We start from the raw sequence: 16,215 nt of genomic DNA, 5'->3' as shown, positions 1-16,215 counted from the left end.
TTGGGCCCTTCCCCCTTCACGGGGGAAGGTGGGCTGCAAAGCGGCTCGGATGGGGGTGCTGGTTCCGCTGGCAGGCTGAATGGAGCAGACGCAAATCGGACGGAGGGGTGTCTCACCCCCCCCCCCCCCCCCATCCGTCAGGCTCCGCCTGCCACCTTCCCCCGCAAGGGGGGAAGGGTTTTTGGTACTCATATAAATCTTACCACCACGCCCGGCCTGACCCCCGCCGCAAGCTGCTCGGCGTCCCAGTTGGTCAGGCGGACGCAGCCGTTGGAGGCGGTCTTGCCGATCTTCGACGGGTCGGGTGAGCCGTGGATGCCGTAGGTGTCGCGCGACAGGTCGATCCAGACCGTACCGACCGGATTGTTCGGACCGGCGGGGATCACGACCTTCCGGTCGCCGCGGTCGTAGGTCACGCGGCTGGGGTCATAGGTATAGTTCGGTTCAGGCGCGACGCCGGTCACCGTCACCGTGCCGGACGGAGCGGGACGCTCGCTGGAGCCGATGGTCGCCGGATAGAAGGCCAGCAGTTTGCCCGCCGCGTCGAAGGCGCGGGCCGAGCGTTCGGTCTTGTTGACGACGATCCGGGCGACGCCCGCCAGCGGTGTGTCGGTGACGGCGGGGACGACGAGGGTCTGGCCCGCGCGGCTGAAGTCGACGCCGGGGTTCAGGCCCTGAAGCAGGGCCTCGGTGATGTGGAACCGCTCGGCCAACCGTTCCAGCGGGCTGACGAAATTCGTGCCGTTCCTGGCGATGTCGGCCAGTTTACCGCGCGCGGGCGGACTGAAGGGACCCGCGACGTCGGCGGCGGTCATGACATACTGCGTCATGACCCGGGCGGTGTCGGCGGCGGCGAGATGCTGCAGCAGGGCCGCGTCGGCGCGGTCGCCCGATCCCAGATTATTGGCCTTGCGATAGGCCCCGATGGCTTGACGCGTGTTGTCGCCGGCCAGGCCGTCGATCATGCCGGGCGAGAAGACCGTCCGGTCCAGCAGCACCTGCAGCCGGACCAGACCGGGGTCGGGGGCGGTCACGGCGGTCGCGACAGGTCCGGCTTCACCCGCGGCCGGGGCGGGCGCGGGCGTGGCCGTCGCAGCGTTCGGGGCGGAGGCGGCCGGTATGCCGGCTTCGATCTGGTCGACCGTGAGGATCGGCACCCCGCCGGACTGAGGCTTTGCCCGGGTGCCGGAGGCCGTTGGGTCCGGCGTGACGGGATCCGGTGCACCACAGGCGGCGAGGGCGAAGAGGCTGGCGGAGGCGAGGATCAGACGAAGCGACATGGGAATCCGGAGAATGACTGTGTCCGGACCCAATCCCTTGCCGACACAGTCGTTCCGTGAGCTCGGCGAAGGCGCACGGTCAGATCAGGGGTTCGGCGTCCCTGTGGCAGGGTCCGTCGCGGTCTCCCCCGAGTTGGATGAGCCTTCCGATCCGCGGGGTTCGGTGGCCGGGCGCGGAGGCTGGCCCTCACGGCCAGGCGTCCGCTGGTTTTCGGACTCGGTTTCACGGGTCGGCGGACGTTCGGGGTCGGTCATCGGGGCTCCGGGCAAGATGGGTCAGTCGAGACGCAACGTCCGGGCCGGGGACTGGCTCCCGGTCACGCGTCGTTCACCATGAACGCTCACCGGCCCGAAACGCGCACCGGAGTATGTCTGGCGCAGAAGGGCGGTCCGTCGCGGGCGCGCCACAGGACGGATGCATGGCTGGGCTTGAAGTCGACATCGTCGCGATCGACGCGCTGGACGAGGACCGGTGGGCGACGTGGCGCGCCATGCTGGCCGCCAATCCCGCGCTGAACAGCCCCTATTTCCGGCCGGAGTTCGCCAAGGTCGCCGGTCGCATCAGCCCGGACGCGGCGGTGGCCGTCTTCTTGCGAGACGGCCAGACCGTTGGCTTCTTCCCGCACCAGCGGCGCGGCGGCGCGATGCAGCCGCTGGCGGCCCCGATGAACGACTATCACGGCATCATCGCCTTTCCCGGACAGGCCCCGTCTCTGGAGGAGGCCGCCCGGGTGCTCGGCGCGACCCGGCTGAACGTCACCGCCTGGGTCGGCGGGACCGCCCTGGGCGAGGACCGGCGTACGGTGCAGGTCGAACTGGGCGAGGGCGGCTATGACGGCTGGTATGCCGGGCGGCGCACCACCTACGGCAAATTCTTCAAGGACAAGGAGCGTGCCCGGCGCAGCATGGAGGCCGAGCTGGGCCCGATGCGGGTGGAGCGTGGCCTGCGCGATCCCGCGCTGCTGGACTGGCTGATCGATCTGAAACGCGATCAGTACCGACGGACGGCGCGGCACGACATCTTCGCCTGTGGCTGGACGGCCGAACTGCTGCATGCCCTGCTGAAGGAAGACAGCGACGGTTTCGGGGCTTCCATGGCGGGCCTTTGGGCCGGCGACCGGCTGACGGCGATCGAATATTCGCTGCACGCGGGCGACCAGTATCATTTCTGGTTCCCGGGCTATGACCCCGCCATGGCGCGCTGCTCGCCGGGCATCCTGCTGAGCATGGACACGATGCGGCTCTCTGCCCCGCTGGGCTACCGCACCTTCGACTTCGGCTTCGAGGGCGAGCACTACAAGAAATACTTCTGCAACGGCGCGCACATCGTGCGCGAGGCGATGGTGTTGAAACCGGGGATCGGCGCGGCGGTCAGCGAGGCCGCGGTGGGCGTCCTGGGCGGGCGCGGGGAGCGGCTGCGCACCAGCGTGCGGCGACGGTGGGCCGCCATCGAGGCCTGCGAGACCACGCCGGGCAACCGGCTCAAGGGCGCGGTCCAGGCCGCGGGCGCGGCGCTTGCAAAGGCCCGCCAGAGTTCGATCCGATCCGTTCCGGCCTGAGACATCCGATGAGCGACACACGCACCCGCTATTCCGGCCCCATCACCCAGGCCGCCGTGCACCGGCACAGCCTCGTCGAGCAGGGGTTCGCGTCCGACGCCGCGCTGGCGGCGGTGCTGGATCGATATCCCGCCGATCTGTTCGACATCAATCTGTATGACTACGACGCGGCGGGTCAGGTCTCGCTGCGCACCGGTGCCCGGGGGCGGCTGAACGGCACCGAGTTACTGGCGGCGATCCAGCAGGGCCGGTTGTGGGTCAATCTGCGCTCGGTCGAGACCGGCTGGCCCGAGCTCTGGGCCGCCGCGATGGCAGAGTTCGGTGGCGTGCAGGGTGCCTATCCCGGCCTGCGGGCGGTGAAGACCGCTGGCCAGCTGATCCTGTCGTCGCCCAAGGCCCGGGTGCCCTATCATTTCGACGCGGCCGGTGTGGTCCTGTTCCATCTGCGCGGGCGCAAGCGGATCTTCGTCTATCCGGGCGATGAGGCCCATCTGGCCGAGGCCGACATGGAGCAGGTGGTCTCGCGCCAGACGACCGAGGAACTGCCCTATACGCTGGCCTTCGAGGCCGATGCACAGGTTATGGATCTGGAGCCCGGGCAGGCCCTGACCTGGCCCATCTATGCGCCGCACCGGGTCGAGAACCTGGACCGATTCTGCGTCTCCCTGTCGATGGACTTCCAGACCTGGCCGTCGCGGTTCCGGAACGGGGCCCTCTATACCAATGCCGTGCTTCGCAGCCGGGGCGGGCGGCCGCGCATGACCGACCGGATGACGGGACCGGAACTGGCGGCGCGCTGGGCCGCCTCGCTGGCGCTGAAGCGGGTGGGTGGCCTCAAGAGCCGTCTCGCCCATTTCGAACGCGATTTCGAACCCGAGGTCGGCGTGGCGGATGGTGCGGGTGCGCTGAAAGCCTGAGGGGCTTCCTTACAACGGCGTCATGACCTCGATTTAAGCTGACTCGGCGCTTTGGCGGTCGCACCTTCCCGTCACATCCGGACAGGGAGGTCCCACCATGAAATTCGCTATCACATCCGCCGTATCGCTCGCCGCGCTCGCAGTCATCGCCGTCGGTCCCGCCGCAGCCAAGGACGGGCCGTCCGCCAAGATCGAACATGCGGTTGCCCGCGTGGTCGTCATCGTTGAGGACCGGGCCGACATCGCCGTGGAAATCGAGCAGGGCACGTCGGGCCTGCCGGCCCTCGAGGTTCGCCGCCGGGGCGATGACGTGCTCATCGAGGGAGAGCTGCGCGGCGGGATGTTCGGCAATAATTCCATTCGAAACTGCCGGTCCGGTGCCGAGGGCACGCGGCAGCCGGGCGAGGGGGCCTCGGTTGAGGTCCGCCGGGTGGGCACCATCAACATGTCCGACGCCCCGCTGATCGTGATTCGCAGTCCTCGCGCCGTTGACGTTGCCGTCGAGAGCGGCGCGGTGTTCGGTGCGGTCGGACGCGGTGCCTCGTCGATCGACCTGGGCAACGGCGGCTGCGGTGACTGGACGGTCGCCAATACCAGCGGTGCGATGTCCCTCGCGCTGATGGGGTCGGGCGACATGCGGGCCGGAACCTCCGACCGACTGGAGGCCAACATCATGGGCTCCGGCAGCATCCGCGCCGGGAGCACCCGCGCCCTTGAGGCGAATGTCATGGGCTCAGGCGACATCAACGCCGTCCGCGTGGACGGGCCGGTCGAGGCCAACATCATGGGGTCCGGTACGATCACCGTCGCCGGCGGAAGCGTCGGCGCGGTCGAAGCCAACATTCCCGGCTCGGGCGAAATCAAGATTCCGGGCACCGCGGCCAGCCTGGAAGCCAATATCATGGGCTCGGGCGACATCAGCGTCGGGGCTGTGACGGGCGCGGTCTCCCACAGCGTCATGGGGTCGGGCAAGGTCAAGATCGGCGGTCAGACGTTGCGGCAGGAGCGTCGGCGTCGCTGACACGGACCTGATCTGACGACGACCGCAGAGGAAGGCCCGGGAGCGTGGAACCCTCCGGGCCTTTTTCGTGGGTGGTCGCCCTCAGCGTCAGGCCGTGACGCCGGACAGGACGATGATCTCGGTGCTGCTGCGCCTTGGCGGGGTCGCCACCATCCATGAGCATCGCCACCGCGCCGTCCCTGCACCCCTCGCCAAGGGCACGCTCCAAGGCGGACCGCCCATGAAAAAGCCCCGGCGGATCGCTCCGCCGGGGCTTCGTCGTTCAGGATCGCGGGAGCCCTAGAGGGTGCCCAGGAGGCCGTTGATGGCCGTGCCCGGCAGAGCCGCGCCGGCGCGGTCGCGCGCCTGCAGGCCGCCGCCGAAGCTGTAGCGCAGGCCGATGTTCCAGGTGTCGACCGTCACGTCTTCCACGTCACCGCGGGTGTAGCCTGCCACCACCGAGAAGGGCGTGTCCGAGATCTCGTATTCCGCGCCCACGCCGTAGGTCCACAGGTCCAGGCTCGGACCGGCGTCGATCGACGAATAGCTGACGCCCGCGTTCAGGCGCAGGTTCGGCTGGACATAGAAGGCGGCGTCGCCGCCGACGGTCCAGACGTCCACGTCGGACTTGTCGGCCGTGGTGTAGGCGACGGTGCCGGTCAGGGTGGCGTTGGCGAGGTATTTCTGGACCTCGGCACCGGCGCTGTAGGCCGTGTCACCGCCCAGGTCGGCGACGCCGGCGAAACCGCCGAAGCGGACGTCCGAGCCGGTCATACGGGTCAGGTGAGCCGTGCCCGAGCCCAGGGTGTCGTCAGAATCGTTGTTGTGATCAACGGCTCCGGCGAAGGTGGCGGTCCAGCCCGAGAAGGCCGAGACGGCGACGACGCCGTCAATGGCCACGCTGTCGGCGTCGAGGTCGCTGCCGCCGAAGTCGATGTTCGAAGACGAGTAGGTCGCGCCGATCGAGCCGACCGGGGCAGTTTGGGCCAGGGCGGGAGCGGCAGACAGGGCGGCAACCGCGGCGGTGGCGAGGAAGAGGGACTTCATTTTTGTTTTCCGTTGATGGACCGCGATGGGAGCGTCGCGGCCCGATCCGGCTACCAGCGGCTACGCTTGAATCGCTATTACAAAACAGTCACATATCAGCGGCTGGCACGGCGTGTTGCTTATCCGGCACGCATTGTGGCGCCGCTGCGGCAGTGGTGGGGAGATCCGATGGCGGCCGATAACCGGGCTGTCAGAAATCCCGGCCGCTGGACGGCCAGGAATGCGGATTCCGGGTCCGGAAAAGGCCTCCCGGCGCAAACTCTATAGAGCGCGGCCGATGCCCGGCCGCCGCATCGCCCCCGGGACGGGACGCGGCCCGGCCGTCCGTGAGACGCGACGGTCCCCGCCGAACGACGGTTCCGGGCAAAACCCCGCCCCGACACAGTTTCGCCGCTTGACCAAATCGGAATCGGCGGTCATAAGCGCCAACTCTTGTTGGACCGGCTGTGCATCCCGAGTGATTTTGGGGTGCAGACGCGGTTCGCAGGAACGACCTGAGACCCTGTTCTTTGCAGTGACCCAGGACTTCAACGGCTCTCGCGGGCGACTGCGTGGGCCGATCGTTTTTGCGGACGTGCGTACTCTGAAGGCATTCGTGCCTGAAGGCCTCCGGTCTTTGAAATGGTTCACAGGGACGCAGGTTCGCCTGCTTGGGAAATACGACCGATATGGATCAAAGCATCCGCATCAGGCTCAAGGCCTTCGATCACCGCGTCCTCGACTTTTCGACGCGCGAAATCGTGAACACGGCCAAGCGCACGGGCGCGACCGTTCGCGGTCCGATCCCGCTGCCGACCCTGATCGAAAAGTTCACCGTGAACCGCTCGCCGCACGTCGACAAGAAGTCGCGCGAGCAGTTTGAAATCCGCACGCACAAACGCGTGCTCGACATCGTCGACCCCACCCCGCAGACCGTGGACGCGCTCATGAAGCTCGACCTGTCCGCCGGCGTGGACGTCGAGATCAAGATTTAATAAGAAAGAGGCGGGATCCGATGCGCACGGGCGTGATCGCCAAGAAGCTGGGCATGACCCGCGTGTTCGCCGATGACGGCGCGCACGTACCGGTCACTGTGCTTCAGCTCGACGGCTGCCAAGTCGTCGGCCAACGTACCCAGGAGCGTGACGGTTACGTCGCTCTCCAGCTGGGCGCTGGCACCAAGAAGGCCAAGAACACCAACAAGGCTCAGCGCGAATCTTTCGCCAAGCTGGAAGTGGAACCCAAGGCCTATGTCACCGAGTTCCGCATCGATGCGGACGCCATGATGGATGTGGGCTCCGAGTTCTCGGCTGACCACTTCGTCGCTGGCCAGAAGGTCGACGTCCAGGCCGAGACCATCGGCAAGGGCTTCGCCGGCGCCATGAAGCGCTGGAACTTCGGCGGTCTGCGGGCGACCCACGGCGTCTCGGTCTCGCACCGTTCGCACGGTTCGACCGGTCAGCGTCAGGATCCGGGCAAGACCTTCAAGGGCAAGAAGATGGCCGGCCACTACGGCCAGGAAGTCGTCACCACCCAGAACCTGACCGTGTTCCGCGTTGACGTCGAGCGTGGCCTGCTGCTGATCAAGGGCGCTGTCCCCGGTCACGAAGGCACCTGGGTCAAGGTTCGCGACGCCATCAAGAAGACCCGTCCGGCCGACGCTCCCTTCCCGGGTGGCATCAAGTCGAACGCCAAGGCTTCGGCCGAGCAACCCGTCGCCGCGGAAACGCCGGCCGAGGACGTTGCCGCGGTCGAGACCACCGAAGGCGGTGAAGCGTAATGAAACTCTCGGTCATCAAACTCGACGGCAAGGCCGCCGGTGACGTCGAACTGTCGGAAGCCGTCTTCGGCATCACCGACATTCGCGGCGACATCCTCGCCCGCTACGTCAACTGGCAACTGGCCAAGCGCCGCGCCGGTACCCACAAGGTCCAGACCCGGAACGAGAACTCTCGCACCGGCAAGAAGATGTACAAGCAGAAGGGAACCGGCGGCGCCCGTCACGGTTCGCGTCGTGCCCCGCAGTTCGTTGGTGGTTCGCGCGCCTTCGGCCCGGTCGTTCGCGACCACGGCTTCTCGCTGCCCAAGAAGGTTCGTGCCCTGGCCCTGCGTCATGCGCTGTCGGCCAAGGTCGTCGCCGGTGATCTGGTCATCGTCGACAGCCTGTCCCTGAAGGACGCCAAGACCGCCGGTCTGCGCGAAACGCTCGGCAAGCTGGGCTGGACCCGCACGCTGATCATCGCCGGTCCGGAAGTCGACACGAACTTCGGCCTGGCCGCCCGCAACATCCCGATGGTGAACGTACTGCCGAACGCCGGCCTGAACGTTTACGACATCCTGCGCGCGGACAAGCTGGTGCTGACCAAGGCGGCCATCGAAGCGATCGAGGCCACCTACAAGGACTACACCCCGTCGCGTCGTGAAGCCGAGGCCGCCTCGGCCGCCAAACCGGCTGCCAAGACGAAGAAGGAGGCCGCGTAATGGCTGGCGCCAACCCCACCGTAAAACACTACGACACCATCCTGGCTCCGATCATCACGGAAAAGGCCACGATCCTGTCGGAGCAGAACAAGGTCGTGTTCCGCGTCTCGGGCACCTCGACCAAGGACGAGATCGCCGCTGCGGTCGAAAGCCTGTTCAAGGTCAACGTCCTGAAGGTCAACACCCTGGTCCAAAAGGGCAAGACCAAGCGCTTCCGCGGCATCATGGGCCGTCGGGTCGACATCAAAAAAGCGATCGTGACGCTGGCCGAAGGCCAGTCGATCGACGTCACCACGGGGCTCTGATCAGATGGCCTTGAAAACATACAATCCGACATCGCCGGGCCGTCGCGCCCTGGTGCTGATCGACCGTTCGGAGCTCCACAAGGGACGCCCCGAGAAGTCGCTGACCGAAGGCCTGACCAAGTCGGGCGGCCGCGGTGCCGGCGGTCGTATCGCCGTCCGCTTCCGCGGCGGTGGTGCGAAAACGCTGTACCGCAAGATCGACTTCAAGCGCCGGAAGTTCGCCACGGCGACCGTCGAGCGCCTGGAATACGATCCGAATCGGACCGCCTTCATCGCCCTCATCATCTATGAGGACGGCGAAAAGGCCTACATCATCGCGCCGCAACGCCTGAAGGCGGGCGACACGGTCGTGGCCGGCGAGAAGGTCGATGTGAAGCCGGGCAATGCGATGCCGCTGCGCTCGGTGCCGGTCGGCACGATCATCCACAACGTCGAAATGAAGCCGGGCAAGGGTGCCCAGCTGGCCCGCTCCGCCGGTGCCTATGCCCAGCTGGTCGGTCGCGACCAGGGTTATGCCCAGATCCGTCTCGGCTCGGGCGAGCTCCGCATGGTGCTGGACGGCTGCATGGCCACGGTGGGCGCGGTTTCGAACCCCGACCACATGAACCAGAACCTCGGCAAGGCCGGTCGCGTTCGCCACATGGGCTGGCGTCCGCACGTTCGCGGCGTGGCCATGAACCCGATCGACCACCCGCACGGTGGTGGTGAAGGCCGGACCTCTGGCGGTCGTACCCCGGTTACGCCGTGGGGCAAGGACACCAAGGGCACCCGGACCCGCAAGAACAAGGCTACGGACAAATACATCATCCGTACCCGCCACGTTAAGAAGGCTCGCTAAAGATGGCCCGCTCCTCCTGGAAAGGCCCGTTTGTCGACGGGTATCTGCTGAAGAAGGCCGAGACGGTGTCGTCGTCGGGCCGCAAGGATGTGATCAAGACCTGGTCGCGCCGCTCCACCATCCTGCCGCAGTTTGTCGGCCTGACCTTCGGTGTTCACAACGGCCTCAAGCATGTGCCGGTGTCCGTCTCCGAAGAAATGGTCGGCATGAAGTTCGGCGAGTTCTCCCCGACCCGGTCGTTCCCCGGGCACGCGGCGGACAAGAAGGCCAAAAGGAAGTAACTGATGGCCCAGACAAAAAACTCACGTCGGGTCGCCCCGACCGAAGCGCGCGCCAAGCTGGTGAACGTCCGGATCAGCCCTCAGAAGCTGAACCTGGTCGCCCAGTCGATCCGCGGCCTGCCGGTGCAGAAGGCGCTGAACGAGCTGGAATTCAGCCGCAAGCGCATCGCCACCGACGTCCGCAAGGTGCTGTATTCGGCCGTGTCGAACGCCGAGAACAACCACAACCTCGACATCGACAACCTGATCGTTGCCGAGGCCTTCGTGGGCAAGAACCTGGTGATGAAGCGTTTCGCGAGCCGCGCTCGTGGTCGTTCGTCGCGCATCCTGAAACCTTTCGCGGAGATCACCATCGTGGTTCGCGAAGCCGGTGAGGCCGCCTGATGGGTCAGAAAGTCAATCCGATCGGTCTGCGCCTCGGCGTCAACCGTACGTGGGACAGCCGCTGGTTCGCCCGCGGCGCCGAATACGCCAACCTGCTGCACCAGGACCTCAAGCTGCGTACGTGGCTCAAGGAACGCCTGAACGCCGCCGGCGTGTCGCGCATCATCATCGAGCGTCCGCACAAGAAGTGCCGCGTGACGATCTATGCCGCCCGTCCGGGTGTCGTGATCGGCAAGAAGGGCGCTGACATCGAGAAGCTCCGCAAGGACATCTCGGCTCGGACCGACGGCGAGGTTCACCTGAACATCGTCGAAGTGCGCAAGCCCGAGACCGACGCCCAGCTGATCGCCGAGAACATCGCGCAGCAACTGGAACGCCGGATCGCCTTCCGTCGCGCCATGAAGCGTTCCATGCAGTCGGCCATGCGTCTCGGCGCCAAGGGCGTCCGCATCAACGTTTCGGGTCGCCTCGGCGGTGCTGAAATCGCGCGGATGGAATGGTATCGCGAAGGCCGCGTGCCGCTGCACACCCTGCGTGCCGACATCGACTATGGCTTCATCCAGGCCAAGACGACCTACGGCATCATCGGTGTGAAGGTGTGGGTCTTCAAGGGCGAGGTGCTCGAGCACGATCCGATGGCGCAGGACAAGCGCTGGGCGATCGAGGCTTCGGGTCCTTCTTCGAACGAAGGCCGTGGCGGTGATCGCGGCGGTCGCAACGATCGCGGTCAGCGTCGCGGGCGTGAGGGCTAAATCATGCTGCAACCTAAAAAGACCAAATACCGCAAGGCCTTCAAGGGCCGTATTCACGGCGCCGCCAAAGGTGGCTTCTCGCTGAACTTCGGGTCCTACGGCCTGAAGACGGTCGAGCCGGAACGCATCACTGCGCGTCAGATCGAGGCGGCCCGCCGCGCGATCACTCGCCAGATGAAGCGTCAGGGCCGCGTCTGGATCCGCGTCTTCCCCGACCTGCCCGTCACGGGCAAGCCGGCCGAAGTCCGCATGGGTAAGGGCAAGGGCGCCGTGGATCACTGGGCGGCGCGCTGCCACCCGGGCCGGATCCTGTTTGAAATCGACGGCGTGCCGGACGACGTGGCTCGCGAAGCGCTGCGTCTCGGTGCGGCCAAGCTGCCGGTCCGTACCAAGGTGGTCACCCGCCTCGACGCCGGTGTCTCGCACGTGGAGCACGTAGGCGCATGACCAAGATCGCCGACCTCCGGGCCCAGACGCCCGACCAGCTGTCCGACGAGCTGCTGAAGCTCAAGAAGGAACAGTTCAACCTGCGCTTCCAGGCCGCCACCGGCCAGATGGAAAAGACCCATCGGGTCTCGGAAGTGCGCAAGGACATCGCCCGGATTTCCACGCTTCTGCGTGCGAACCGCGCGGCGGCTTAAGGAAACGAAGATGCCGAAACGAGTTCTCGAAGGCGTGGTCGTCTCCGACAAGGGCGACAAGACTGTCGTCGTCGTCGTCCAACGCACGCTGCTGCACCCGGTCCTTAAAAAGATCGTGCGCCTGTCCAAGAAGTATCACGCTCACGACGAAGCCAACGCCCTCAAGGTGGGTGATCAGGCCCGCATCGTTGAGTGCGCCCCCAAGTCCAAGCTGAAGCGCTGGGAAGTCCTGTCGGACTCCTCGGCCTCGGCTTCGTAATCAGAAAGATCTGATCATATGATCCAGATGCAAACTAACCTGGAGGTAGCCGATAATTCGGGTGCTCGCCGGGTCATGTGCATCAAGGTGTTGGGCGGCTCAAAGCGCCGCTACGCCTCGGTGGGCGACACGATTGTCGCTTCGGTGAAGGAAGCGATTCCTCGCGGCCGCGTGAAGAAGGGCGACGTCGTGCGCGCTATCGTCGTGCGCACCGCCAAGGACATCATGCGCAAGGACGGCTCTGTCATTCGTTTCGACAAGTCGGCCGCCGTCATCGTCAACAAGCAGAACGAGCCGGTCGGCACGCGGATCTTCGGCCCGGTTCCCCGTGAACTGCGCGCCAAGAACCACATGAAGATCATCTCTCTGGCTCCGGAGGTCCTGTAGTCATGGCCGCCAAGATCAAAACCGGCGACAACGTCGTGGTGCTTACGGGCAAGGACAAGGGCCGCACCGGCAAGGTGACCAAGGTCCTGCCGACCACGAACCGCGTCATGGTGCAGGGGATCAACATGGTCCAGCGCCACACCCGCCCGACCCAGGCCGACCCCCAGGGCGGCATCAAGAACAAGGAAGCGTCGCTTCACCTGTCGAACGTCGCGATCGCCGACGCCAACGGCAAGGCGGCCCGCGTCGGCTTCCGCATGGAAGGCGACAAGAAGGTTCGCTTCGCCAAGACGACGGGAGACGTCATCTGATGGCTGACACCAAATACACCCCGCGCCTCAAGGGCGACTACAACGAGCGCATCAAGGGCGTGCTGACCGAGAAGTTCGGCTACACCAACCCGATGCAGATGCCCAAGCTGGACAAGATCGTCCTCAACATGGGCATCGGTGAAGCCGTGGCCGACTCCAAGAAGGCGACCGCCGCCCTCAAGGACCTGGCCGCGATTGCCGGCCAGAAGCCCGTCGCCACCAAGGCCCGTAACTCCATCGCCGGCTTCAAGCTGCGCGAAGGCATGGTCATCGGCGGCAAGGTGACGCTGCGCGGCGACCAGATGTACGAGTTCCTCGACCGGCTGATCACGATCGCGCTGCCGCGCGTGAAGGATTTCCGCGGCCTGAAGCCGACCTCGTTCGACGGTCGCGGCAACTACGCCATGGGCCTCAAGGAACACATCGTGTTCCCCGAGATCAACTACGACCAGATCGACCAGATGTGGGGCATGGACATCATCGTCTGCACCACGGCCAAGACCGATGACGAAGCACGCGCGCTTCTCACCGAGTTCAAGTTCCCGTTCGTGACGAACTGAGCGGGAAGGGAAAGAAACCATGGCTAAGAAAAGCGCCGTAAACCGCAACGAGATGGTCAAGGCCCTCGTCGCGAAATACGCCGACAAGCGTGCCGCCCTGAAGGCGACCGCCAACAACGAATCCCTGCCCCTTGAGGAGCGTTTCGAAGCGCGCCTGAAGCTGGCCAAGCTGCCGCGTAACTCGGCCGCCAACCGGATTCGCAACCGCTGCGAAGTGACGGGCCGTCCGCGGGCCTTCTATCGCAAACTCAAGATGAGCCGCATCGCCCTGCGTGAACTCGGCAACCTGGGTCAGATCCCGGGTCTGACCAAGTCCAGCTGGTAAGGGGAGCGACAGATATGATGATCAACGATCCCCTGAGCGACATGATCGCTCGCATCCGGAACGCGCACATGCGCAAACGTTCCAAGGTGCTCACCCCGGCTTCCCGCCTGCGCCAGCGCGTCCTCGACGTGCTGCAGGACGAAGGCTATATCCGCGGCTATGCGCTGGTTCAGAACCCCGGCGAATTCCCGCAGTTCGAGATCGAGCTCAAATACTTCGACGGCCAGCCGGTCATCGCCGAGATCGCCCGCGTGTCCAAGCCGGGCCGCCGCGTCTACTCCGCGATCTCTGACCTGAAGCCGATCAAGAACGGCCTCGGCATCTCGATTCTCTCCACGTCCAAGGGCGTTATGTCGGACACCGCGGCTCGCGAAGCCAAGGTGGGCGGCGAAGTCCTCTGCAGGGTCTACTAAGATGTCCCGTATCGGAAAACGCACCGTTGAAGTGCCGAAGGGCGTGACTGTCACGATCGACGGCCAGACCGTCTCGGTGAAGGGACCCAAGGGCGAACGCTCCTGGACCGTCGCCGACGAGATCGAAGTCACCCAGGGCGACGATGGCCTGAACCTGGCGATCCGTGAGGACAACCAGCGTTCGCGGGCCATGTGGGGCCTGTCGCGCACCCTCGTCGACAACATGGTCGTCGGCGTCACCACCGGCTTTGAAAAGAGCCTGGACCTGGTCGGCGTCGGTTACCGCGCCGCGATGAAGGGCAATGCCCTGTCGCTGCAGCTCGGCTTCTCGCACGACGTCAACATCGAACCGCCCGCCGGCGTCACCTTCGCGGTGCCCAAGCAGACGGAAATCAAGATCTCGGGCGCCGACAAACAGGCGGTCGGTCAGATCGCCGCCGTCATCCGCAAGCTGCGTCCGCCGGAGCCCTACAAGGGCAAGGGTGTGCGCTACACGGGCGAAAAGGTCCGGCGCAAGGAAGGCAAGAAGAAGTAAGTCATGGCTCTCTCTCTTCGACAACAAGCCCAGCGCCGCACAGAGCGCACCCGTCGCCGCCTGAAGGCTGTCTCCAACGGCCGTCTGCGCCTGTCGGTGCACCGTTCGGACAAGAACATCTCGGCCCAGATCATCGACGACCTGAACGGCGTCACGATCGCTTCGGCCTCCTCGCTGGAAGGCGAGAAGGGCAAGAAGGCCAAGGGTTCGGACGTCGCCGCAGCCGCTCTGATCGGCAAGCTGGTCGCCGAACGCGCCATCGAAAAGGGCATCAAGGATGTCGTCTTCGATCGCGGCGGCTACATCTATCACGGACGGGTGAAGGCGCTGGCTGATGCCGCGCGTGAAGCCGGCCTGAATTTCTAAGGGACGCGACAGATGGCGCAAACACCCCAACGTGGCGGCGGCGGCAACGATCGCAATCGTCGTGACAACCGCAACGCACCCCAGGCCGACGGTCCGGATTCGGACATCGTCGAGAAGCTGGTGCACATCAACCGTGTCGCCGCCACCGTCAAAGGCGGCCGCCGGTTCTCGTTCGCAGCCCTGATGGTCGTCGGCGACGGCAAGGGCCGCGTCGGCTTTGGTCACGGAAAGGCGCGCGAAGTGCCGGAAGCCATCCGCAAGGCGACCGAAGAAGCCAAGAAGACCATGATCCGCGTGCCTCTGCGCGAGAACCGCACCCTGCACCACGACGGCAACGGCCGTTGGGGTGCCGGCAAGATCATGATGCGCGCGGCCCCTCCCGGGACCGGCGTCATCGCGGGCGGTCCGATGCGTGCCGTGCTCGAAACCCTCGGCGTCCAGGACGTCGTCGGCAAGTCGACCGGTTCGTCCAACCCCTACAACATGATCCGCGCCACGTTCGAAGCGCTGAAGGTCCAGTCGTCGCCCCGCCAGGTCGCGTCCAAGCGCGGCAAGAAGGTCGCCGATCTGATGGGCCGCCGCAACGACGGCGCCTCGGCTCCGGAAGCGGCGCTTGAAGCCCAGGAAGCCTGAGACCATGGCCAAGTCTGAATCCAAAGCCACCGTCACGATCCGCCAGACGGGCAGCCCGATCCGCCGCAAGTCGGACCAGCGCGCCACCCTGTCGGGTCTGGGTCTCAACCGCATGGGCCGCGAGTCCACGCTGGAAGACACCCCCTCGGTCCGCGGGATGATCGCCAAGGTCGCTCACCTGACCGAGATCGTCGAGAAGTAAGCGGGTAGGGCTTGGGGCTTAGGGCTTAGGAGGGCGCGTCTCTTTTAAGCCCTAAGCCCTACTCACTAAGCCCACTCACAAACACACAGCCGAGTCCGGTCCCAGACCGGGCGCTAGCACCCGAAAGGATCAGGCACATGAAACTGAACGAAATTCGCGACAACGAGGGTGCCCACAAGAAGCGCATGCGCGTCGGCCGTGGCCCGGGCTCGGGCAAGGGCAAGACCGCAGGCCGTGGCGTCAAGGGTCAGAAATCCCGCTCGGGCGTCGCCATCGGCGGCTTCGAAGGCGGCCAGATGCCGCTGTACATGCGGATGCCCAAGCGCGGCTTCAACAACCCGCTCGCGCTGAAGCTGGCGGAAGTGAACCTGTGGCGTCTGCAGGACGCGATCGACGCCAAGAAGCTGGACATCAAGGGCGAGATCAAGGGCGACGCCCTGGTCGCGGCCGGCGTGATCCGTCGCGTCAAGGACGGCGTCCGCATCCTCGGCACCGGCGAGATCAAGTCCAAGCTGAACCTGGTCGTCTGGTCGGCCTCGGCCGGCGCGGTCAAGGCGATCGAGGCTGCCGGCGGTACCGTCGTCCAAGAGCGTATCGCGTCGGAAGCCAAGGCTGCGGCCCGCCTCGAGAAGCGTAATGCCGCCAAGGGCAAGGCTCCGCCTGCCAAGGCTCCGCGTGGTGATGCCAACAAGATCTCGGCGCGCACGACCCGCACCGCGGCGCGCAACGCCAAATAAAGCTTGCTGGGCGCCCTCGCTAA

At 65.8% G+C, this 16,215-nt stretch carries 26 protein-coding genes; 24 read left to right on the top strand and 2 right to left on the bottom strand.

Translation table 11 applies throughout. The annotated features are described in order from the left end of the window. Nucleotides 1-188 precede the first annotated feature (188 nt). Nucleotides 189-1,280 carry a L,D-transpeptidase gene (locus ACP7AS_RS11015; protein WP_426028910.1) on the bottom strand — a complete coding sequence of 364 codons (1,092 nt, stop codon included), beginning with the start codon at nucleotides 1,278-1,280 and terminating at the stop codon, nucleotides 189-191. A 419-nt stretch (nucleotides 1,281-1,699) separates the two neighbouring features. On the opposite strand from ACP7AS_RS11015, the gene ACP7AS_RS11010 reads away from it, so the two are divergent. The 3 genes from ACP7AS_RS11010 to ACP7AS_RS11000 all read left to right on the top strand — a co-directional run bounded on the left by ACP7AS_RS11010 (nucleotide 1,700) and on the right by ACP7AS_RS11000 (nucleotide 4,777). After that, nucleotides 1,700-2,839: a GNAT family N-acetyltransferase gene (locus ACP7AS_RS11010; protein ID WP_426028909.1), complete on the top strand. Its 1,140-nt coding sequence runs from the start codon at nucleotides 1,700-1,702 to the stop codon at nucleotides 2,837-2,839. Between the two features lie 8 nt (nucleotides 2,840-2,847). Further along, on the top strand, nucleotides 2,848-3,756 hold the full coding sequence (locus tag ACP7AS_RS11005) for a cupin-like domain-containing protein (RefSeq protein ID WP_426028908.1): 909 nt from the start codon (nucleotides 2,848-2,850) through the stop codon (nucleotides 3,754-3,756). Between the two features lie 97 nt (nucleotides 3,757-3,853). Further along, nucleotides 3,854-4,777: a GIN domain-containing protein gene (locus ACP7AS_RS11000; RefSeq protein ID WP_426028907.1), complete on the top strand. Its 924-nt coding sequence runs from the start codon at nucleotides 3,854-3,856 to the stop codon at nucleotides 4,775-4,777. 279 nt (nucleotides 4,778-5,056) lie between these two features. On the opposite strand, the gene ACP7AS_RS10995 is transcribed toward ACP7AS_RS11000, so the two are convergent. Then, nucleotides 5,057-5,803, bottom strand: coding sequence for an outer membrane beta-barrel protein (locus ACP7AS_RS10995; protein WP_426028906.1), 747 nt, complete (start codon nucleotides 5,801-5,803; stop codon nucleotides 5,057-5,059). Nucleotides 5,804-6,471: 668 nt separating this feature from the next. Between ACP7AS_RS10995 and rpsJ the strand changes: the two genes are divergently transcribed. From rpsJ to rplO, 21 genes are all read left to right on the top strand, one after another. Beyond that, on the top strand, nucleotides 6,472-6,777 hold the full coding sequence (gene rpsJ / locus ACP7AS_RS10990) for a 30S ribosomal protein S10 (RefSeq protein WP_003164367.1): 306 nt from the start codon (nucleotides 6,472-6,474) through the stop codon (nucleotides 6,775-6,777). 20 nt (nucleotides 6,778-6,797) lie between these two features. Beyond that, the gene (gene rplC / locus ACP7AS_RS10985) at nucleotides 6,798-7,562 is read left to right on the top strand and encodes a 50S ribosomal protein L3 (protein WP_426028905.1); all 765 of its coding nucleotides are present in this window, start codon (nucleotides 6,798-6,800) and stop codon (nucleotides 7,560-7,562) included. After that, nucleotides 7,562-8,263 (top strand): 50S ribosomal protein L4, encoded by a 702-nt coding sequence (gene rplD / locus ACP7AS_RS10980; protein ID WP_426028904.1) that lies wholly within the window; start codon nucleotides 7,562-7,564, stop codon nucleotides 8,261-8,263. The genes rplC and rplD overlap by 1 nt, the downstream gene beginning before the upstream one ends. Next, on the top strand, nucleotides 8,263-8,568 hold the full coding sequence (locus ACP7AS_RS10975; RefSeq protein WP_298701884.1) for a 50S ribosomal protein L23: 306 nt from the start codon (nucleotides 8,263-8,265) through the stop codon (nucleotides 8,566-8,568). The genes rplD and ACP7AS_RS10975 overlap by 1 nt, the downstream gene beginning before the upstream one ends. A 4-nt stretch (nucleotides 8,569-8,572) precedes the next feature. Further along, nucleotides 8,573-9,406: a 50S ribosomal protein L2 gene (rplB, locus tag ACP7AS_RS10970; RefSeq protein WP_426028903.1), complete on the top strand. Its 834-nt coding sequence runs from the start codon at nucleotides 8,573-8,575 to the stop codon at nucleotides 9,404-9,406. Nucleotides 9,407-9,408: 2 nt separating this feature from the next. Next, nucleotides 9,409-9,687: a 30S ribosomal protein S19 gene (gene rpsS, locus ACP7AS_RS10965; protein ID WP_300467203.1), complete on the top strand. Its 279-nt coding sequence runs from the start codon at nucleotides 9,409-9,411 to the stop codon at nucleotides 9,685-9,687. A 3-nt stretch (nucleotides 9,688-9,690) separates the two neighbouring features. After that, the gene (gene rplV / locus ACP7AS_RS10960; RefSeq protein ID WP_426028902.1) at nucleotides 9,691-10,071 is read left to right on the top strand and encodes a 50S ribosomal protein L22; all 381 of its coding nucleotides are present in this window, start codon (nucleotides 9,691-9,693) and stop codon (nucleotides 10,069-10,071) included. Next, the gene (gene rpsC, locus ACP7AS_RS10955) at nucleotides 10,071-10,823 is read left to right on the top strand and encodes a 30S ribosomal protein S3 (RefSeq protein ID WP_426028901.1); all 753 of its coding nucleotides are present in this window, start codon (nucleotides 10,071-10,073) and stop codon (nucleotides 10,821-10,823) included. Before rplV ends, rpsC begins: the two co-directional genes overlap by 1 nt. Before the next feature lie 3 nt (nucleotides 10,824-10,826). After that, nucleotides 10,827-11,270 (top strand): 50S ribosomal protein L16, encoded by a 444-nt coding sequence (rplP, locus tag ACP7AS_RS10950; protein WP_055832145.1) that lies wholly within the window; start codon nucleotides 10,827-10,829, stop codon nucleotides 11,268-11,270. After that, a complete protein-coding gene (gene rpmC / locus ACP7AS_RS10945; protein WP_305306829.1) occupies nucleotides 11,267-11,464 on the top strand; it encodes a 50S ribosomal protein L29 in 198 nt (65 codons plus the stop codon). The genes rplP and rpmC overlap by 4 nt, the downstream gene beginning before the upstream one ends. Nucleotides 11,465-11,474: 10 nt before the next feature. Continuing rightward, nucleotides 11,475-11,723: a 30S ribosomal protein S17 gene (gene rpsQ, locus ACP7AS_RS10940; RefSeq protein ID WP_426028900.1), complete on the top strand. Its 249-nt coding sequence runs from the start codon at nucleotides 11,475-11,477 to the stop codon at nucleotides 11,721-11,723. A gap of 18 nt (nucleotides 11,724-11,741) precedes the next feature. Then, nucleotides 11,742-12,110 (top strand): 50S ribosomal protein L14, encoded by a 369-nt coding sequence (gene rplN, locus ACP7AS_RS10935; RefSeq protein ID WP_055832151.1) that lies wholly within the window; start codon nucleotides 11,742-11,744, stop codon nucleotides 12,108-12,110. A 2-nt stretch (nucleotides 12,111-12,112) separates the two neighbouring features. After that, nucleotides 12,113-12,421: a 50S ribosomal protein L24 gene (gene rplX / locus ACP7AS_RS10930; protein ID WP_292065611.1), complete on the top strand. Its 309-nt coding sequence runs from the start codon at nucleotides 12,113-12,115 to the stop codon at nucleotides 12,419-12,421. Beyond that, a complete protein-coding gene (rplE, locus tag ACP7AS_RS10925) occupies nucleotides 12,421-12,981 on the top strand; it encodes a 50S ribosomal protein L5 (protein WP_300467194.1) in 561 nt (186 codons plus the stop codon). The genes rplX and rplE overlap by 1 nt, the downstream gene beginning before the upstream one ends. Before the next feature lie 19 nt (nucleotides 12,982-13,000). Then, nucleotides 13,001-13,306, top strand: coding sequence for a 30S ribosomal protein S14 (rpsN, locus tag ACP7AS_RS10920; RefSeq protein WP_055832157.1), 306 nt, complete (start codon nucleotides 13,001-13,003; stop codon nucleotides 13,304-13,306). A gap of 14 nt (nucleotides 13,307-13,320) precedes the next feature. Next, nucleotides 13,321-13,719, top strand: a complete 399-nt coding sequence (rpsH, locus tag ACP7AS_RS10915) for a 30S ribosomal protein S8 (RefSeq protein WP_292030131.1) — start codon at nucleotides 13,321-13,323, stop codon at nucleotides 13,717-13,719. A 1-nt stretch (nucleotide 13,720) separates the two neighbouring features. Continuing rightward, nucleotides 13,721-14,254: a 50S ribosomal protein L6 gene (rplF, locus tag ACP7AS_RS10910; protein WP_426028899.1), complete on the top strand. Its 534-nt coding sequence runs from the start codon at nucleotides 13,721-13,723 to the stop codon at nucleotides 14,252-14,254. 3 nt (nucleotides 14,255-14,257) lie between these two features. Then, on the top strand, nucleotides 14,258-14,620 hold the full coding sequence (gene rplR, locus ACP7AS_RS10905; RefSeq protein ID WP_426028898.1) for a 50S ribosomal protein L18: 363 nt from the start codon (nucleotides 14,258-14,260) through the stop codon (nucleotides 14,618-14,620). A gap of 12 nt (nucleotides 14,621-14,632) precedes the next feature. Next, on the top strand, nucleotides 14,633-15,253 hold the full coding sequence (gene rpsE / locus ACP7AS_RS10900; RefSeq protein WP_426028897.1) for a 30S ribosomal protein S5: 621 nt from the start codon (nucleotides 14,633-14,635) through the stop codon (nucleotides 15,251-15,253). Between the two features lie 4 nt (nucleotides 15,254-15,257). Further along, the gene (rpmD, locus tag ACP7AS_RS10895; protein WP_426028896.1) at nucleotides 15,258-15,455 is read left to right on the top strand and encodes a 50S ribosomal protein L30; all 198 of its coding nucleotides are present in this window, start codon (nucleotides 15,258-15,260) and stop codon (nucleotides 15,453-15,455) included. Between the two features lie 137 nt (nucleotides 15,456-15,592). After that, entirely contained in the window at nucleotides 15,593-16,192 is a 600-nt protein-coding gene (gene rplO, locus ACP7AS_RS10890; RefSeq protein WP_426028895.1) for a 50S ribosomal protein L15, read from the top strand. Nucleotides 16,193-16,215 lie beyond the last annotated feature (23 nt).

It is taken from the genome of Brevundimonas sp. TWP2-3-4b2, from assembly GCF_049897345.1.
Lineage (GTDB): Bacteria > Pseudomonadota > Alphaproteobacteria > Caulobacterales > Caulobacteraceae > Brevundimonas.
The sequence above is the reverse complement of the archived record's forward strand: the minus strand, read 5'-3'. Positions and strand labels throughout refer to the sequence as shown.

Coding starts and splice junctions, on each gene's coding strand:
- ACP7AS_RS11015 (WP_426028910.1), bottom strand. CDS start 1,280: ATGTCGCTTCGTCTGATCCTCGCCTCCGCCAGCCTCTTCGCCCTCGCC.
- ACP7AS_RS11010 (WP_426028909.1), top strand. CDS start 1,700: ATGGCTGGGCTTGAAGTCGACATCGTCGCGATCGACGCGCTGGACGAG.
- ACP7AS_RS11005 (WP_426028908.1), top strand. CDS start 2,848: ATGAGCGACACACGCACCCGCTATTCCGGCCCCATCACCCAGGCCGCC.
- ACP7AS_RS11000 (WP_426028907.1), top strand. CDS start 3,854: ATGAAATTCGCTATCACATCCGCCGTATCGCTCGCCGCGCTCGCAGTC.
- ACP7AS_RS10995 (WP_426028906.1), bottom strand. CDS start 5,803: ATGAAGTCCCTCTTCCTCGCCACCGCCGCGGTTGCCGCCCTGTCTGCC.
- rpsJ (WP_003164367.1), top strand. CDS start 6,472: ATGGATCAAAGCATCCGCATCAGGCTCAAGGCCTTCGATCACCGCGTC.
- rplC (WP_426028905.1), top strand. CDS start 6,798: ATGCGCACGGGCGTGATCGCCAAGAAGCTGGGCATGACCCGCGTGTTC.
- rplD (WP_426028904.1), top strand. CDS start 7,562: ATGAAACTCTCGGTCATCAAACTCGACGGCAAGGCCGCCGGTGACGTC.
- ACP7AS_RS10975 (WP_298701884.1), top strand. CDS start 8,263: ATGGCTGGCGCCAACCCCACCGTAAAACACTACGACACCATCCTGGCT.
- rplB (WP_426028903.1), top strand. CDS start 8,573: ATGGCCTTGAAAACATACAATCCGACATCGCCGGGCCGTCGCGCCCTG.
- rpsS (WP_300467203.1), top strand. CDS start 9,409: ATGGCCCGCTCCTCCTGGAAAGGCCCGTTTGTCGACGGGTATCTGCTG.
- rplV (WP_426028902.1), top strand. CDS start 9,691: ATGGCCCAGACAAAAAACTCACGTCGGGTCGCCCCGACCGAAGCGCGC.
- rpsC (WP_426028901.1), top strand. CDS start 10,071: ATGGGTCAGAAAGTCAATCCGATCGGTCTGCGCCTCGGCGTCAACCGT.
- rplP (WP_055832145.1), top strand. CDS start 10,827: ATGCTGCAACCTAAAAAGACCAAATACCGCAAGGCCTTCAAGGGCCGT.
- rpmC (WP_305306829.1), top strand. CDS start 11,267: ATGACCAAGATCGCCGACCTCCGGGCCCAGACGCCCGACCAGCTGTCC.
- rpsQ (WP_426028900.1), top strand. CDS start 11,475: ATGCCGAAACGAGTTCTCGAAGGCGTGGTCGTCTCCGACAAGGGCGAC.
- rplN (WP_055832151.1), top strand. CDS start 11,742: ATGATCCAGATGCAAACTAACCTGGAGGTAGCCGATAATTCGGGTGCT.
- rplX (WP_292065611.1), top strand. CDS start 12,113: ATGGCCGCCAAGATCAAAACCGGCGACAACGTCGTGGTGCTTACGGGC.
- rplE (WP_300467194.1), top strand. CDS start 12,421: ATGGCTGACACCAAATACACCCCGCGCCTCAAGGGCGACTACAACGAG.
- rpsN (WP_055832157.1), top strand. CDS start 13,001: ATGGCTAAGAAAAGCGCCGTAAACCGCAACGAGATGGTCAAGGCCCTC.
- rpsH (WP_292030131.1), top strand. CDS start 13,321: ATGATGATCAACGATCCCCTGAGCGACATGATCGCTCGCATCCGGAAC.
- rplF (WP_426028899.1), top strand. CDS start 13,721: ATGTCCCGTATCGGAAAACGCACCGTTGAAGTGCCGAAGGGCGTGACT.
- rplR (WP_426028898.1), top strand. CDS start 14,258: ATGGCTCTCTCTCTTCGACAACAAGCCCAGCGCCGCACAGAGCGCACC.
- rpsE (WP_426028897.1), top strand. CDS start 14,633: ATGGCGCAAACACCCCAACGTGGCGGCGGCGGCAACGATCGCAATCGT.
- rpmD (WP_426028896.1), top strand. CDS start 15,258: ATGGCCAAGTCTGAATCCAAAGCCACCGTCACGATCCGCCAGACGGGC.
- rplO (WP_426028895.1), top strand. CDS start 15,593: ATGAAACTGAACGAAATTCGCGACAACGAGGGTGCCCACAAGAAGCGC.